The organism is Sporosarcina contaminans (assembly GCF_042679045.1).
Taxonomy (GTDB): domain Bacteria; phylum Bacillota; class Bacilli; order Bacillales_A; family Planococcaceae; genus Sporosarcina; species Sporosarcina contaminans.
In genome coordinates this window covers 1-14992 of sequence record NZ_JBHTLT010000040.1, presented here as the reverse complement: position 1 = coordinate 14992, position 14992 = coordinate 1, and the positions used below count along the sequence as shown (strand labels likewise).

At 39.6% G+C, this 14992-nt stretch carries 15 protein-coding genes and 1 riboswitch; of the genes, 11 read left to right on the top strand and 4 right to left on the bottom strand.

All coding sequences use genetic code 11. The features are described from left to right. Positions 1–289: 289 nt before the first annotated feature. A complete protein-coding gene (locus ACFQ38_RS08610; protein ID WP_336822281.1) occupies positions 290–418 on the bottom strand; it encodes a hypothetical protein in 129 nt (42 codons plus the stop codon). Positions 419–600: 182 nt separating this feature from the next. On the opposite strand from ACFQ38_RS08610, the gene ACFQ38_RS08605 reads away from it, so the two are divergent. From ACFQ38_RS08605 to ACFQ38_RS08570, 8 genes are all read left to right on the top strand, one after another. Further along, the gene (locus tag ACFQ38_RS08605) at positions 601–1440 is read left to right on the top strand and encodes a 3D domain-containing protein (protein ID WP_381480387.1); all 840 of its coding nucleotides are present in this window, start codon (positions 601–603) and stop codon (positions 1438–1440) included. 98 nt (positions 1441–1538) lie between these two features. Next, complete coding sequence (locus ACFQ38_RS08600) at positions 1539–2408, top strand: STAS domain-containing protein (RefSeq protein ID WP_336822283.1); 870 nt, start codon at positions 1539–1541, stop codon at positions 2406–2408. 272 nt (positions 2409–2680) lie between these two features. Next, positions 2681–3526: a glycerophosphodiester phosphodiesterase gene (locus ACFQ38_RS08595; RefSeq protein ID WP_336822284.1), complete on the top strand. Its 846-nt coding sequence runs from the start codon at positions 2681–2683 to the stop codon at positions 3524–3526. A gap of 356 nt (positions 3527–3882) precedes the next feature. Beyond that, a complete protein-coding gene (locus ACFQ38_RS08590) occupies positions 3883–4575 on the top strand; it encodes an RluA family pseudouridine synthase (RefSeq protein ID WP_336822285.1) in 693 nt (230 codons plus the stop codon). Positions 4576–4653: 78 nt separating this feature from the next. Beyond that, the gene (locus ACFQ38_RS08585) at positions 4654–5868 is read left to right on the top strand and encodes a carboxylate--amine ligase (protein WP_336822286.1); all 1215 of its coding nucleotides are present in this window, start codon (positions 4654–4656) and stop codon (positions 5866–5868) included. A 268-nt stretch (positions 5869–6136) separates the two neighbouring features. Next, positions 6137–6307, top strand: a complete 171-nt coding sequence (locus ACFQ38_RS08580; RefSeq protein ID WP_336822287.1) for a Fur-regulated basic protein FbpA — start codon at positions 6137–6139, stop codon at positions 6305–6307. A 29-nt stretch (positions 6308–6336) separates the two neighbouring features. Next, the gene (locus ACFQ38_RS08575) at positions 6337–7797 is read left to right on the top strand and encodes an amidase family protein (RefSeq protein WP_381480385.1); all 1461 of its coding nucleotides are present in this window, start codon (positions 6337–6339) and stop codon (positions 7795–7797) included. 57 nt (positions 7798–7854) lie between these two features. Next, positions 7855–9027 (top strand): DEAD/DEAH box helicase, encoded by a 1173-nt coding sequence (locus tag ACFQ38_RS08570; protein ID WP_336822325.1) that lies wholly within the window; start codon positions 7855–7857, stop codon positions 9025–9027. A gap of 253 nt (positions 9028–9280) precedes the next feature. Here ACFQ38_RS08570 and map read toward each other — a convergent pair whose 3' ends face one another. Next, positions 9281–10030: a type I methionyl aminopeptidase gene (gene map / locus ACFQ38_RS08565; RefSeq protein ID WP_336822326.1), complete on the bottom strand. Its 750-nt coding sequence runs from the start codon at positions 10028–10030 to the stop codon at positions 9281–9283. Positions 10031–10221: 191 nt separating this feature from the next. Further along, positions 10222–10563 carry a DUF4870 domain-containing protein gene (locus ACFQ38_RS08560; RefSeq protein ID WP_381480384.1) on the bottom strand — a complete coding sequence of 114 codons (342 nt, stop codon included), beginning with the start codon at positions 10561–10563 and terminating at the stop codon, positions 10222–10224. A 186-nt stretch (positions 10564–10749) separates the two neighbouring features. Continuing rightward, positions 10750–10850: riboswitch (TPP riboswitch) on the top strand. An 83-nt stretch (positions 10851–10933) separates the two neighbouring features. On the opposite strand from ACFQ38_RS08560, the gene thiT reads away from it, so the two are divergent. Then, the gene (gene thiT / locus ACFQ38_RS08555; protein ID WP_336822290.1) at positions 10934–11491 is read left to right on the top strand and encodes an energy-coupled thiamine transporter ThiT; all 558 of its coding nucleotides are present in this window, start codon (positions 10934–10936) and stop codon (positions 11489–11491) included. A 105-nt stretch (positions 11492–11596) separates the two neighbouring features. Here the strand turns inward: thiT and ACFQ38_RS08550 are convergent, their stop codons facing one another. Beyond that, complete coding sequence (locus tag ACFQ38_RS08550) at positions 11597–12328, bottom strand: tryptophan-rich sensory protein (RefSeq protein ID WP_381480383.1); 732 nt, start codon at positions 12326–12328, stop codon at positions 11597–11599. A 161-nt stretch (positions 12329–12489) separates the two neighbouring features. Between ACFQ38_RS08550 and ACFQ38_RS08545 the strand changes: the two genes are divergently transcribed. Beyond that, complete coding sequence (locus tag ACFQ38_RS08545) at positions 12490–14292, top strand: M3 family oligoendopeptidase (protein ID WP_381480382.1); 1803 nt, start codon at positions 12490–12492, stop codon at positions 14290–14292. A 7-nt stretch (positions 14293–14299) separates the two neighbouring features. Next, the gene (locus ACFQ38_RS08540) at positions 14300–14845 is read left to right on the top strand and encodes a GNAT family N-acetyltransferase (protein WP_336822293.1); all 546 of its coding nucleotides are present in this window, start codon (positions 14300–14302) and stop codon (positions 14843–14845) included. The last annotated feature ends 147 nt before the right edge of the window (positions 14846–14992 follow it).

The following is a 14992-nucleotide window of genomic DNA, read 5'->3' as shown; positions in this document are numbered from 1 at the left end:
CCACCTGTTCTATTTTAGGGACTTATTGGACAGCCCCTTTTATGAATTCTTTCCTTTCGAAGATCTTCTTTCATATCATCCAAATTAATTGTATCGACTGTTTGCATATCTTCATGCATGTCGAAGAGGCTAATTTTGTCAGTCGGTATCTTTTCTGGATGTTCTAAACTGCTGAAATGAATTTTTTTATCCTGTTCTTTTCTAATTGAAATCCCCTCCTATCAATCCATTTATAGGATTAGCGGATTGTTGTTTTCTATACGGAGGTTTTTCAAACGATGATTTATATTTACTCTTTTATTTTTTTTCTATATGGCACAGTTGTTTTCTTTTTATTGCTTGCCAGTACTTTTTTGACGACCGGATAGACGACCGGTGCCCATTTGATGGCTGTACGGATGATTTTGCCGATTTTCATGCTGTTCGCCCTCTCAATCTTTTATGAATATTTTGCCCCTTTTTATGCAAAGTAAACCCTTTTCAAACTGTGGAAGTTTACGAAAAAGACAGGAATTCAATCCGTTTTTACAAAAACATGTATTATTTTCAAAGTTTCAGGGCAATACTTTGTGGAAATCGCTTAGAAAGGAGCAATTCAACTTGAAAAGATTACTATTCATGGTGATGGCTTTGCTTATAACTTTTTCCTATAGTATGATAGCTAACGCAGCGGAGGTTGATGTCGGGCTGACGGAAGGGGAAGAGGAAATAGATGAAACTCTTGCCAAAATACTGTATCCGCCAGTCGATGTTAGAGGGAATGACCAAGGCGTCAAAAGCGATGTTTTGGCAATGAACAGCTTGGATCCGTTCCCTCTACTATTTTATCATTCATTGCAAGCGCTTAATAACGAACCGGAGACGTATACTGTTCAAAATGGGGACAACTTATATCGGATTGCATTGAATCATAATATTTCACTATCTGCTTTGATGAGTTGGAACTCTTTAAGTGGAGAATTGATTCACCCAGGAGAAGTACTCATCGTGAGTGGAGATGAATCAGATATAGAAGAGATTCCTATTGTGAAAAATACTGAAACTGTCGTTTCTGCACTCCCGAAGGAAAAGAGCCAAGAACAAGGACAAGGACAAAAATTGAAAACACCTGCATTTAAGGAAACTGTCAAAACTCCTCCGAGCTCGGAAGGAAAAGAAATGACGGTAACCGCTACTGCATATACAGCTTATTGTAAAGGATGCTCGGGAACAACTGCATATGGCATCGATTTGCGGACGAATCCAGATCAAAAAGTGATTGCAGTTGACCCTTCGATAATTCCTTTAGGAACGAAAGTTTGGGTTGAAGGATATGGAGAAGCAATTGCTGGAGATACTGGAGGAGCAATTAAAGGAAATAAAATTGATGTTTTCATTCCATCGTATGATAGTGCGATGGAGTGGGGAGTAAAAAAGGTAAAGATTAAAGTATTAAATTAAGTACGTAACGAGGCAGGCATTTCTGGAATATTTCCTAAATGCCTGTCTTTTCTATGTTACAATATTGATATACAGTATTTGCAATCAGGAGAGTGGGGATGCAAATGAATACGATGGATGAACAATTATTCAATTTTTTGCAAGAGAATATTGACCAAATAACTGATGAATGGCTTGCGCGCAGAGATAATATGGAAGGTACGATTTACTCATCAAAAGTGGGAGAAGAAGTCGAGAACATTCTTCGACAGCAAAATCAATTAACAAATTTAACGATTGCAAGCAGTCTATTGGATGACAAAAGTATATTTGAAGAGAATAAGCGAAAATGGGCGATTGTCGTTGCTGAAAGTAGAGTGAGCAGCAATACGCCCGTTTTTGAAGTATTGCAAGCATTGATGGAATTACGGAAAACGATTTGGTCCTTTGTAGAGCGATTTGTTGCACTGCACAATGACGAAATCGAGCGCCCGGATATTATAAAATGGGGCATTCATATTCACTCGGCTTTGGATGAGTTAAAGGTTCAATTTTCCAAAATGTACGATGAAATAATGAATAATCGGTTAAAAGCTCAGCAAAGTCTCATAGAGGAGCTGTATGCTCCAGTCATTCAATTGAATGAGTCAATCGGTGTTCTTCCGCTAATCGGTGATATCGATTCAACACGTGTTCAGTCAGTTATCGATGTTGTTCCACAAAAGTGTACGGATTTAGGTGTAGAACATTTGTATATTGACTTGTCCGGAGTTTCAATCATGGACACGATGGTAGCCAATTATATTTATCAGCTAACGCAAATATTGGACCTGTTAGGAATTGAGTCCACGATTACAGGTATTAGACCAGAAATTGCACAAACCTCTGTCCAATTAGGTTTGGATTTTTCTCGAGTTCAAACTTTCGGCTCTTTGCAATTAGCATTAAAAACACAATTCAATTCCTCGATTGAAAACGTAGAAGTATAACGTATAAAACAGTTGGAGAAAAACGGGTCATTTTTCTCCAACTGTTTTATTTTGGGATCTTATTCGATCCTATTTGATCTGCCGATGATTGATCTTTTTGCAACTATAACGTATGTATACTAAAAATTTGGTGGTAATCGTTTTTACTGCTTGTAATTCTTTATAACTATATTCAAGAAAAGGGTATTCAAGACTATGGATTTATGTTATTATAATAGAAAGATAATTCAGATTTAACGATAGAAGATTATAGAGATATGGGGTTATGCGGAATGAGACATCTAAGAAAGAGCAAGTTTGGCATCCTTGCCATTGCTGCAGCATGTTTTTTATTGCTTGTTGGGTATAAGGAACAGACGATTCGCGTTCACTATACAAAGGATATGGTAAGTGTGGCACATCGAGGGGCGTCGCACTTCGCTCCGGAAAATACAAGAGCTGCTTTCCAGAAAAGCGTCGAATTGAATGCGGACTTTTTAGAATGCGATGTTCATGTATCAAAAGATGGCGAACTAATTATTATGCATGATGATAAGATCGATAGAACGACTAATGGAAGCGGTTTCATTAAAGAGTTTACGTTAGATGAACTGAAGCAGTTAGATGCCGGGGCTTCGTTCAGTAAAGAGTTCAAAGGTGAACAAATCCTTACCTTAAATGAACTAATAGATGAATTTTACGATCAAATCGGTCTGTTGATCGAACTGAAAAATCCGAAGCTCTATCCTGGTATTGAGGAGAAAATAGCATCCTTATTAGGAGAATATGATGATCTAAGCTCTATAATCGTACAGTCATTTGATATTGATTCTATGAAGAAGATGAGTGTTTTGCTACCCAACTTGCAGGTGGCAGTGCTCATTCATCCAAAAGATTCGTTGCTCAGTGCTGCAAAGTTAGATGATCTAGCATCGTTTGCATCTTATATTAATTTTAATGTATCGTTTTTGAATAAAAAAACGGTAGAAAGAGTTCATGATCGCGGTGCAAAAGTATTTGTTTGGTCGAAAAAAGATAAAAACATAATTGCAAAAGCCCATAAATACAATGTGGATGGCATTATAACCGATTTTTCCAATTGGCCATATGAAGAGCTAATCTATTTAGCGCAAGAATAGTTTTAGATTCCCCTATTATTGGGTGACTTTCGGCTGTAGACACTTTGTCTACAGTCTTTTTAGGTTGTAAAGGAATAAAATAGATATTCCCTCTATTTGCCTTGATGGAAGGAATCTAATTTAAAGTAATGGAAAATCGAACCCTCTGCTGTTTGTTTCGCGTCATCTTTTAAAGGGGGGATGGCAAACATGATGTGTCATCATTTCTCCCCATTTACAATGCGATCTATAGTATGATGGACGGAATGGATCAATTGAACTTGCTTATACGTGTCGAGCTGCCGCAAATTTTACATGACTGGAAAATGAAGTGAAGGCAGCTAGCAGATGATCACAAAACTAAGGAGTAATGATAGATGGATATACATATTTTATATGAGGACAATCACTTATTAGTAGTGGAGAAGCCTGTAAATATACCAGTGCAAGAAGACGATAGCGGGGATTTAGATCTGCTGACAATTTTGAAGCAGGATTTGAAAGAACGGTATCAGAAGCCTGGCAATGTTTACTTGGGACTTGTCCATCGGCTTGATAGGCCGGTAGGGGGAGTGTTAGTATTCGCGAAGACGTCGAAGGCTGCTTCAAGACTGTCAGATGTTTTAAGGAAGCGAGAGATGAAAAGAACGTATGTCGCCGTTGTGCGAGGCATATTACGGGATGAAGGTAGACTGATGCATTATTTATGGAAAGACTCGAAAAAGAATATTGTCCATGCTGTTTCAGAGAAGCATCCGGGAGCTAAGAAAGCGGTGCTTGATTATAAAACAATCATCCGTGAAAAACAGCTTAGCTTATTATCTGTTCGATTGCATACCGGGAGATCCCACCAGATTCGAGTGCAATTATCCGAGTCAGGAGCACCGCTTTTTGGCGATCAAAAGTACGGTAAGCATGTGAATCGACCGGGAGAGCAAATTGCATTATGGGCGCATACCTTGGAATTTCCTCATCCTACTACGAAAGAGCAACTGACATTCGTTTCTTATCCGCCCGAAGAATATCCTTGGACGATATGGAAGAAACGTGAGTCCTATTTATCTGTATAGAAGGGGAACTATTGTCGATTGACAATAAAAACGAGGAAACCTACACTAAATAAGAGAAAATGTAAGTTGGAGGAAAACATGACAAACGATCCTTTTATACCGATTATTATTGGAACTGACATTAATGCATATAATATGGCAATATCTTTCCACGAAGCATATGGCATCCATCCTATACTTGTCGGGAAAGAGCCTCTTTCCTTCACGAGTTTGAGCACAATTCCTGCAGCGATTGAGCTGCATCCGAGGCTGGGCGAAAAAGAAGTGTTTGCTAAATTTTTAAATGAAGTCGCAGAAAAATATAAAGAGGCTGGAAAAAAGCTGCTTTTAGTTGGAACGAATGATTTGTATGTACGATCAATTATTGAAAATCGTGATGCTCTACAAGATCATTACGTATTTAATTATATTGACGAGCCGTTGATGAATGATCTTCTTGTGAAAAAGAACTTTTATAGACTTTGTGAAGAGCATGGGATTGATGCGCCGACAACTCATTTCTACTCTTGCTTAAGTGAAGAACCGTTTGAAGAAGAAATGAAATTTCCTGTTATTATTAAGCCAAGCAACGGCGTGCAATATTACAAGCATCCATTTGAAGGGATGCAGAAAGTGTATAAAGTCGATACGTACGAAGAAATTCAGCAAGTCATCGAAACGATTAAACGAAGCGGTTATACGGATGATTTGATCATACAGGACTTTATTCCGGGCGATGATACGTATATGTGGGACTCCGTCTTTTACATTAATAGCAAGGGAAACACAGAACTAATCACATTTGGACAAGTCGTCCTTCAAGAACATACGGTTACGGCAATCGGAAATTATACTGCTGTTATTACGCGTTACAATGAAGAAATGATGTTAAAGCTGAAAGGTTTCTTAGAAAAGTTGAATTATGTTGGTTATGCGAATTTCGATTTGAAATACGATCATCGTGACGGCAAATTCAAAGTGTTTGAAGTGAATATTAGACAAGGTCGTTCAAGTTATTACATTACTTCATGCGGCCATAATATGGCGAAGAATCTCGTTGATGATTTGATTTATGGAAAAGAGAAGCCATTGACGTTGTTAAAAGAGAAGTTTTTATTCACAGTCGTGCCGAAAATCGTGTTGAAGAAATTTGTTGCAAATCGTGATGTAAATGAAGAGATAAAAGGTTTATTGAAAGATAGGAAATACGCGAATCCGCTCTTTTATAAAAAAGACAAGAGCTTGAAGCGTAAGCTTTATTTGTTTTTAAGGCAAGTCAATTATTACAGGAAATATAAAAATCATCAATGGTAATGGATCGCGACCTTTGAAGCTCAGTAGGCTCTTAGGTCGTTTTTTTCGATGAAATAAGGCTGGTTATGCACAATTCCAAAGCTGTTATCCTCTTGTAGGCAAGGTATGTGTTTTAGTTGACTGTTGTTATACGCTTGTGTTGTTGGAAGCATCTATACCGTTTTCATTGAAGGTCTGTTTTTCATATTATGGCATACATATAGCTATTTACTTAGTTTACACTCCAGAAAAAAGAGGAATAGAAGAGGTGGTCAGGAGGAAAGACATCATGAGAAAATTTGAAGACGAACGATTGACTAATAAAAGAAACCGAATGATTGAAAACTTGGTAGATGCAGGTGTATTTAAAATAAATGAAAAACAATTATATGAATTATCCTTGTATGAATTAACGAAAAATTATATGATGCTGCAAAATGATCATAGAAAAACGATGTAGAAAGCTTAAGGAATGGCGGGGATTGGATTATGGGAGAATTGAATGGATTAGTAACTGATTGGCTTGATGAAATGACAGTTCGGGAAATGATGGAGAGAATGAATGCAGGAGAGCTTACTTCAGAAGAGCTCACCGTTGCTTATTTACAGAACATCGCCGTGAAGAACGCTAGTCATTTCGCGATTCTTGAAGTGAATCCGCAGGCGGTACAAATTGCGAAAATGCTTGATATGGAAAGACGGCAAGGGCTTGTAAGATCGCCGATGCATGGCATCCCTGTGCTGTTGAAAGACAATATGGACACAGGAGATTCCATGCATACGAGCTGTGGTTCATTGGCTTTATCTCATTATTATGCTGCTGATGATGCATTTTTAGTGAAGAAGCTAAGAGCAGCAGGAGCAGTTATTTTAGGAAAAACGAATATGACAGAGTGGGCAAATTTCATGTCGGATCGCATGAGGAACGGATGGAGCTCAAGGGGTGGTCAAGTTATGAACCCTTATGGACCATTTGACGTCGGTGGTTCAAGCTCAGGGGCAGCTGTAGCAGTTGCAGACAATTTAACGGCCGTATCGATTGGGACGGAAACGAGTGGTTCCATTATCAACCCATCTACCCAAAATTCAATCGTCGGAATAAAACCGACTGTTGGCGCAATAAGCCGCACAGGTATAATCCCGCTCTCATTCACACAGGATACGCCGGGACCGATGGCGCGTACAGTGGAGGATGCATTGTTCGCTTTTGAACAAATGATCGGTTTCGATGAAAAAGACCCGGTTTCTTATGGCGCTAACAAGTTTAAGGGGATTGACTGGCAATCCACATTGGATGTTCATGCATTGAAAGGCGTCAAGATCGGTGTTGCCCGGAAAATTTTTGAAAGGGAAGTATCCTCCGAAGAAATGCAGCTTTTCGATGATGCATTGAAAAAAATCGAAGCATTAGGTGGAGAGATTGTCGATCATATTGATTTAGGTACGATGGAAGACGACTTAGGCTATGATGTTTTATTACACGAATTCAAATCGGCATTGAACGGCTACTTAGAAAGGACTGCCGCTTCCAATCCAATTCGAACCTTAAAAGATATTATACAATTTAATAATGACCATGCTGAAGAGACGTTAAAGTATGGACAAGCGATGTTGGAGCGGTCGGAAAGAACGAGCGGAACATTGACAGATCCATCTTATATAGAGGCATTGCTTCGAAATCGTAGATTAGCAGGTGAGTTAGCGCTAGATCGGGCTTTTGATACGTATGGAATACAGGCCATTGTATTTCCGAAAGATCATGGGTGCAGCTTCAGCTCAGCGGTCGGTTATCCAGCGGTTGCAGTGCCAGCTTCTTTTACAAAAGAGGGAGAACCGTTCGGCATCATTTTTTGTGGAAAGGCATATGATGAACCGAAACTGATCGGCTATGCTTACGCTTTTGAGCAATTTACACGAGGTAGAAAAAGCCCTTCTATGAGAAACAGTTGAAATGAAAAGCAATACAGTTCATTATTAAAGGAAGGAAAAGTGAAAGCGGGGATGAGAATGTCCTTTTTAGAGCAAATGGACGAAGTGTTTAAGAGCAAGTGGAAATTTGAACGTGAAATGCCGATTCAATCACAAATGATACCACTATTATTAGAAGGAAAAGATGTAGTAGCTGAATCACCGACAGGGACGGGTAAAACTTTGGCGTATGTGCTGCCGATCCTACAAATGGTACAGGGCAGCAAACAGCAAACACAGGCATTGATCATGTCCCCTTCGCAAGAACTGTCGATGCAAATTGTAAACGTCATCCGTGAATGGATCAACGGAACCGATATTACAGTAACGCAATTAATTGGCGGTGCGAATATGCAAAGACAAATCGAGAAATTGAAAAAGAAACCGACGATTGTCGTTGGAACGCCTGGTAGAATTGTCGAATTAGTTAAGGCAAAACGACTTAAAATGCATGAAATTAAACATATTGTATTAGATGAAGGAGATCAGCTCTTATCGAGAGATTATCGAGTCATCGTCAAAGATTTGATCGATTCGGCTAATCCCGAGCGTCAGGTCGTTGTTGTGTCCGCTACTATTACAGATGAAATTGAGCTTGTAGCGAAGCGTATGATGGACGAGCCGGTACGCTTGAAAGTATCTCTTGATGATATGCCGTTAGTCGGAAATGTGACTCATTCATTCATTAAGACAGAAATTAGAAATAAGACAGATCTATTGCGGGGGCTTTCTCATCTGCCATCCATTAGGGCACTTGCATTCATGAATAACGTCGATCAGCTGCGCATGAAAGAACTAAAATTGCAATATAACGAAGCGCCAATTGCGGTGCTCTACTCAAATATGTCAAAGTTCGAGCGTCAGCAAACACTTGAGGATTTCAGAAAGGGCAAAATTCATATTTTAATTGCAACGGACTTAGCAGCACGAGGGCTTGACATTGAAGGTTTGACACATGTTATCCATGTCGATATTCCTCATACAATCGAGCAGTACTTGCATCGTTCTGGAAGAACGGGACGTGCAGGTCAAGATGGAGAAGTGCTGACATTGTTAACGTATCCTGATGAAAAAACATATCGAAAATTAACGAAAGGGCTTAAGCCTGTCCAGAAGATTTACTATAAGGGTAAGTTGATGGAAGGAAACGCGAAAACAAAAGATAGCAAACCGAATAGCCCGAAATCGAAAAGTAAAAAAGGGCGGAAATAAAAAGGAGGAGCCGTAAATGGCTCNCTTGTTGACAAACGCTCGCATACTGCGTTGCTCGTCTCGCTCGTCCCCTCATGAACCTTAAGTTCTATTCGGGTCTTCGCTCGACTTCGCGCCTTGTCTGGCAAGCGCTTTCAAGCCAAGCTGGGCAAACACTTATCCCATAACTAAAAACCTTTAAAAGACTGTAGACAAAGTAAAAAGATACTTTGTCTACAGTCTGAGGAGGAGCCGTAAATGGCTCCTCCTTTGCTTAATCCAACTGAGTTAAAATGATCGGTTCGTCTTTTGTAACGATGATAGTATGTTCAACTTGTGCAACGAGTGATTTGTCAGGCGTTACGAATGTCCAGCCGTCTCCCAATTCGATAATGTGCTCAGCTTTCTCTGAAATGAACGGCTCCACTGCTAAAACCATTCCTTCTTTCATTAATGTTTTATCCCAAGCATCGTAATAATTGAGGACATGCTGAGGCTCTTCATGTAACGAAGTTCCAATCCCGTGGCCAGTCAAGTTTTTAATTACTTTTAATCCATTGTCTTTTGCTTCACGTTCAACAGCTTTGCCAATTTGGTTTAAGCTTGATCCGGCTTTCACTTTTGTCATTGCCCGGTCGAAAGCGCTTTGTGCCACATCGCACAGCTTTTGTTTCCTTTCATCTGGTGTTCCGACTACAAATGAAACGCCTGTATCTGCAAAGTAACCTCCAAATGACCCTGAAACATCTATGTTGACAAGGTCTCCGTCTTTTAACGTTTTGGAACCTGGAATGCCGTGTGCGACTTCATGGTTCACGCTAATGCACGTATAGCCGGGAAAATCGTATTGATCGATTGGAGCCGAGACTGCACCGTGTTCTTTGAATAGTCGCCCGCCTAATTCATCTAACTCTTTTGTCGTAATGCCAGGAACTGCAGCCTCTTTTAACGCTTCACGAATTTCAGCTACAATTTTGCCGATTTTTTTTAACGCTTCAATCTCTTCATTATTCTTTACAATCATTTTGTACTGGTCCCTTCTTTTTTTCAATCACGCATCGGTCTTCCTTTAAGGCAGAAAGCCGTTTTGCGTCAAGCCTTCCGATGATCGAGGATGACCTACTATAACCTGCGTTTTGTTCAGCTTTCTATACTATATCATATTTTTTTCCGATGTATGATGTGTATGCATTGCTCGTTTTAGACTCCTATTTATCACTTCAATACTTTAACGCCTTGATAGACATTCCAAATGATGATCGCTAAAAATAGCACTCCATAAATGAGCATAAATAGGAAAGGCGTAAAACTCCAAAAATTAATATCACCTGTCATCATGCCCATCAGTCTATTTTCGAAAGAGACAATCGAAAACGAAAAGAGCAAGAAGCCTGCCACCATAACGATAACGGGACATAGGTGGGAAATAAGAGATCGCTTCGCATGCGTTTTTACTTCATAATCATCCGTAACAAAGTAGACGATGACCGGTAAAAGCAAGGGAGAGAAAAAAACACTGAAATAACAGAGAGCAGACAATATTTTACTATTTGGCATATAAGAACCTCCTCGTTCACAGTCCACTTATTTATCAATTCCCATCCTATAGACTATCCAAAACGAATAATTTTCATAGGATGTTTGTCCAATAAAACAATATGATACGTATTTTTCAATTAAAAAACTTGCCACCTATTGCTTCTAATAATTATTCCATATACAATAGTATCGATAATTGAATTACAAGACCACAAGGGGAGCCTTTTGGCTGAGAGTGGACAATGCGTCCTGACCCTTCGAACCTGTAAGTTCATGCTTGCGTAGGGATGTGGATGGAAACTGGCATACTACGATGTCTCGGTTCTATCCGGGGTGTCGTTTTTTGTTTCCTTATATCCCTCCTATTCCAAAGAAGGAGGAGAACTAGTTGGATCGTAAACGTCTTCAATTTTTGTTAGAGGTTGCTATTTTAGGTGCATTATCTTTTGTTTTGGACTTGTTAGTATTGTTCAAGTTGCCGCAAGGAGGATCGATCACGTTATCAATGCTTCCGATTATCGTCATGGCCTACCGTTGGGGAATTGGCGGAGGGATGTTAACGGGCTTCCTTTCCGGACTGCTGCAGCTTGTCTCAGGAGCTTTTGTGCTAAATGTTTACCAGGCGGCTCTTGATTATTTTGCTGCCTACACATTGGTTGGTGTAGCAGCCATTACAATCGGTTGGTTATTAAACGGTAAAAAATCGAACGATAAGAAAACAATGGGGATGGCAATTGTTGTTGGCACCGTTGTAGGCGGATCGTTACGCTTTTTGATTCATTTCATAGGAGGCATGATTTTCTTCGCAGAATATGCAGGAGACCAGCCTGTTTGGTTATATTCGCTTGTTTACAACGCTTCGTATATGGTTCCGTCCATATTGCTCTGTGCGATTGTAGCGGTGCTTTTATTCACGACTGCTCCAAGATTAATTGAACGTACGTAAACAACTATACTTCGGAAAATTTATAGAGTTCAATCCCTTATTTGATGAAATAAACCTTCGTCCCGATAAGTAGAAAACAGAATGGAAATAAAACGGACTGTTCTTTCATTTTGAAAGGACAGCCCGTTTTTTTGAATGATTTTCTCTGAAGATCATAAATGCTATGAGAACCGCTGTTAAAAATAATGCTGCAGCTGTTACAAAAAGTTCATCAGTTCCGTTTTTAAATGCAATGCCGATAAATGTCCAAATGAACACGAAGTTCATCATAAAATCGTGGTAATGAAACATAAAATGAAGGGCAAATGCTGTAGAAATCGTTAAATAGATGACAGTCCATAATGGAGCACTTAAACCGAAACCAGACCAATCATGCAGCAGTAAGTAATAGCTTACTGTTGAAATGAGAGTAAGAAAATTCCATCCAATTAGCAAACTATATGGCATCCTGCCTGATATACGGTTATCCGTCTTATGATAGCTAAAATACACTGAAAACAAAATGCATAGTAACAGGATTTTAGCGGCGATGCTTAAAGACAGGTAGCCATAGTGCCAACAGAAAATCCATACGATCGATAGTGCAATAGCAGTGAAGAAGCCGTACATCCGTAAATTTATAAATTTTTGTTCTTTTGCAAACGAAGGAATCCAAACAAATAACATTGCGTATATTACTATCCATAATAAAAAGACATAATTTGCTGGAATAAAAAGTAATGGCAGCCTATTTGCGATTTCACTAGTTGTTTGACCGTTCAAAGAGAAAAAAGTCGCGATGACATGTAAAATGATTAGCACTAAAAGTGAAAGAGTCATCATGATAATTCTTGACATAATAAATCCTCCCTTTGAACAGTATACCTATGAAATGCTCTTGGTGCGAAAGAAAGTATGAAATTTACGTCACAAAAACCATTATTTCGAACACCGAAGATTCGTGTTATAATAATATTCGTAGTTAACGAAAATTTTAAAAAAGAGTAGGGGGATTTGTTATGACGAAAGTGGGTTATTCACAAGTATGGGATTTAGATGTTTTTTTTGCAGGGGGTAGTGAATCACAAGAACTTCGGGCACATTTGGATGCTTCAAAAGAGGAGATCAATATCGTTGAAGAGAAAGTTGCGAAGTTCCATACACCTGTTTCCGCGGATGACGGAAAAAAGGTTTTTGAGCTAATAGAAGCGATAAAAGACACTGCCATTAATTTACGAGAAGCAGGAGCAGTTATCGGCTGTTTTTTAGCTGCAAATACAAAAGATAAAAAGGCATTGATCCTGCAAGGGGAAATGGGAGCTTTATCTGCGAAGTTTGCAAACATTCAACTAAGATTCAAGCAAACACTTGCAAAAACCGATGCAGAGGTTTGGCAATCGTTACTTGAAACGGATGAACTTTCACAGTTTACATTCATTTTGAATGAATGGCGAGAAGAAGTGCAAATGAAGCTTTCCGAAGAAGAAGAAAGCTTGATTACCGCTTTAAGTGTTGATGGTTATCAAGGATGGGGACAATTATATGATCAGCTTGTCGGAGATATTGAAATTCAAATGACTGTTAACGGGGAAGAGAAGTCATTATCAGTAGGACAGGCAAATAATCTTTCATCAAATAAAAATGAAGAAATCCGGAAAGAAGCATTCGAAAAACTTACAGAGGCATGGAAATCGAAAGAAGACTTTTTCGCTTCTGCTTTAAATCACTTGGCAGGATTCAGGCTAGCCGTTTATGATAAGAGAGGCTGGGATTCCGTCCTTCAAGAGCCTCTAATGAGAAATCGCATGAGCCAAGAAACGTTGGATGCGATGTGGAGTGCAATTAGTGCCAACAAAGAACCATTTGTATCTTATTTAAGTGCAAAAGCCAAGATGGTAGGCAAGGAAAAGATTGACTGGTATGATTTGGATGCACCCGTGACTGCTTCTACGAAGACGATGGAATATGAGGAAGGCGCTGAATTCATTTTAGAACAATTCGGCAAATTCGGTCCGGAGTTAGAAGCTTTCTCACGCAAAGCTTTCAATGAAAGTTGGATTGAAGCCGAGGATCGTCCGAACAAACGTCCAGGCGGTTTTTGTACGGGTATGCCAAAATCGGAGCAGTCCAGAATCTTTATGACATATAGTGGTTCTATGTCGAACGTTGCAACTTTAGCCCATGAATTAGGCCATGCATTTCATTCATACGCGCTGCGTCCTGTACATTATATGAATCGGCAATATGCTATGGGCGTCGCAGAAACTGCATCCACATTTGCCGAAATGATTGTAGCGGATGCTGCGGTGAAAGCAGCGGAGACGAATGAGGAGAAAGTTGCGCTTTTAGAAGATAAAGTTCAGCGCAGCGTCGCATTTTTCATGAATATCCATGCGCGTTTCCTATTTGAAACAAGGTTTTATGAGGAACGAAAACATGGAGTTGTTCCTGCAGCACGTTTGAATGAATTAATGGAGGAAGCGCAAAGAGAAGCTTATGGGGGTGCGCTTAATACTGTCCATCCTCATTTCTGGGCATCTAAGCTGCATTTCTATATTACGAACACACCGTTCTATAACTTCCCGTATACATTTGGATATTTGTTCTCGCTGAGCATTTATGCGAAAGCATTGGCCGAAGGAGAAAACTTCGAACAGAAGTATCTATCTTTATTGCGCGATACTGCAGTTATGTCTGTCGAAGACCTGGCTATGAAGCATTTAGGAGAAGATATAACAAAAGTCGATTTTTGGGAGAAAGGTGTAGCTCTTTGTGTGAAGGACGTAGAAGAGTTTTTGAAAATAGCTTCCAAAGAAGGGTGAACAAGTATTGATTCTGCTTGAAGGAGAAACGATCTATTTACGAATATTGACAGAAGAGGACGCTTCGATTTTCACGGAGATGTTAATCGCCAATAAAGAGTTTTGGACAGTATTCGAGCCTCGTCATGAACCGAGTTATTATACCGTTTCTGTCCAGCGGGATAAAATCAGGGAATCCATCTATCAGATGAGGGACCGCAGGGAGTATAACTTCGGTATATTTGATTCGGAAACAAGCAGATTAGTTGGGCATATTTCATTGTATAGCATTAAAAGATTGCCCTTTTCGAGCGGTTTTATCGGATACTCGGTAGATGAAAGGGAGACGGGAAAAGGGATTGCGACTGAAGCGGTGAAGATTGTAACAAAATTTGCTTTCGAAACGATGTCCCTTCACCGTGTCGAAGCATTTGTTTCTCCTAAAAATACCGGTTCCGTAAAAGTATTGGAGAACGCAGGCTTCACTCAAGAAGGCTTGCTGCGAAAATTGTTGTATATTAACGGTGTTTGGGAAGATCATTACATGTATGCCATAGTGGAAGACGATTTTTGAAAGGGCAAGGCCGCATGGCGGAGATTAATGGCGAAAATAAAGAAGAGGCTGGGACATAACTAGCTTTAAACAATGAGAAAGGTGAATTTGAGTATGCTCAAATTCACCTTTCTCTATTTTTGCGTGTGATCCCTACTGTTGGCCGTG

Bases quoted from the DNA above. Each gene is read 5' to 3' on its own strand.
- ACFQ38_RS08610 (WP_336822281.1), bottom strand. From the start codon at position 418: ATGAAAATCGGCAAAATCATCCGTACAGCCATCAAATGGGCACCGGTC.
- ACFQ38_RS08600 (WP_336822283.1), top strand. From the start codon at position 1,539: ATGCAAATGAATACGATGGATGAACAATTATTCAATTTTTTGCAAGAG.
- ACFQ38_RS08595 (WP_336822284.1), top strand. From the start codon at position 2,681: ATGAGACATCTAAGAAAGAGCAAGTTTGGCATCCTTGCCATTGCTGCA.
- ACFQ38_RS08590 (WP_336822285.1), top strand. From the start codon at position 3,883: ATGGATATACATATTTTATATGAGGACAATCACTTATTAGTAGTGGAG.
- ACFQ38_RS08585 (WP_336822286.1), top strand. From the start codon at position 4,654: ATGACAAACGATCCTTTTATACCGATTATTATTGGAACTGACATTAAT.
- ACFQ38_RS08580 (WP_336822287.1), top strand. From the start codon at position 6,137: ATGAGAAAATTTGAAGACGAACGATTGACTAATAAAAGAAACCGAATG.
- ACFQ38_RS08575 (WP_381480385.1), top strand. From the start codon at position 6,337: ATGGGAGAATTGAATGGATTAGTAACTGATTGGCTTGATGAAATGACA.
- ACFQ38_RS08570 (WP_336822325.1), top strand. From the start codon at position 7,855: ATGTCCTTTTTAGAGCAAATGGACGAAGTGTTTAAGAGCAAGTGGAAA.
- map (WP_336822326.1), bottom strand. From the start codon at position 10,030: ATGATTGTAAAGAATAATGAAGAGATTGAAGCGTTAAAAAAAATCGGC.
- ACFQ38_RS08560 (WP_381480384.1), bottom strand. From the start codon at position 10,563: ATGCCAAATAGTAAAATATTGTCTGCTCTCTGTTATTTCAGTGTTTTT.
- ACFQ38_RS08550 (WP_381480383.1), bottom strand. From the start codon at position 12,328: ATGTCAAGAATTATCATGATGACTCTTTCACTTTTAGTGCTAATCATT.
- ACFQ38_RS08545 (WP_381480382.1), top strand. From the start codon at position 12,490: ATGACGAAAGTGGGTTATTCACAAGTATGGGATTTAGATGTTTTTTTT.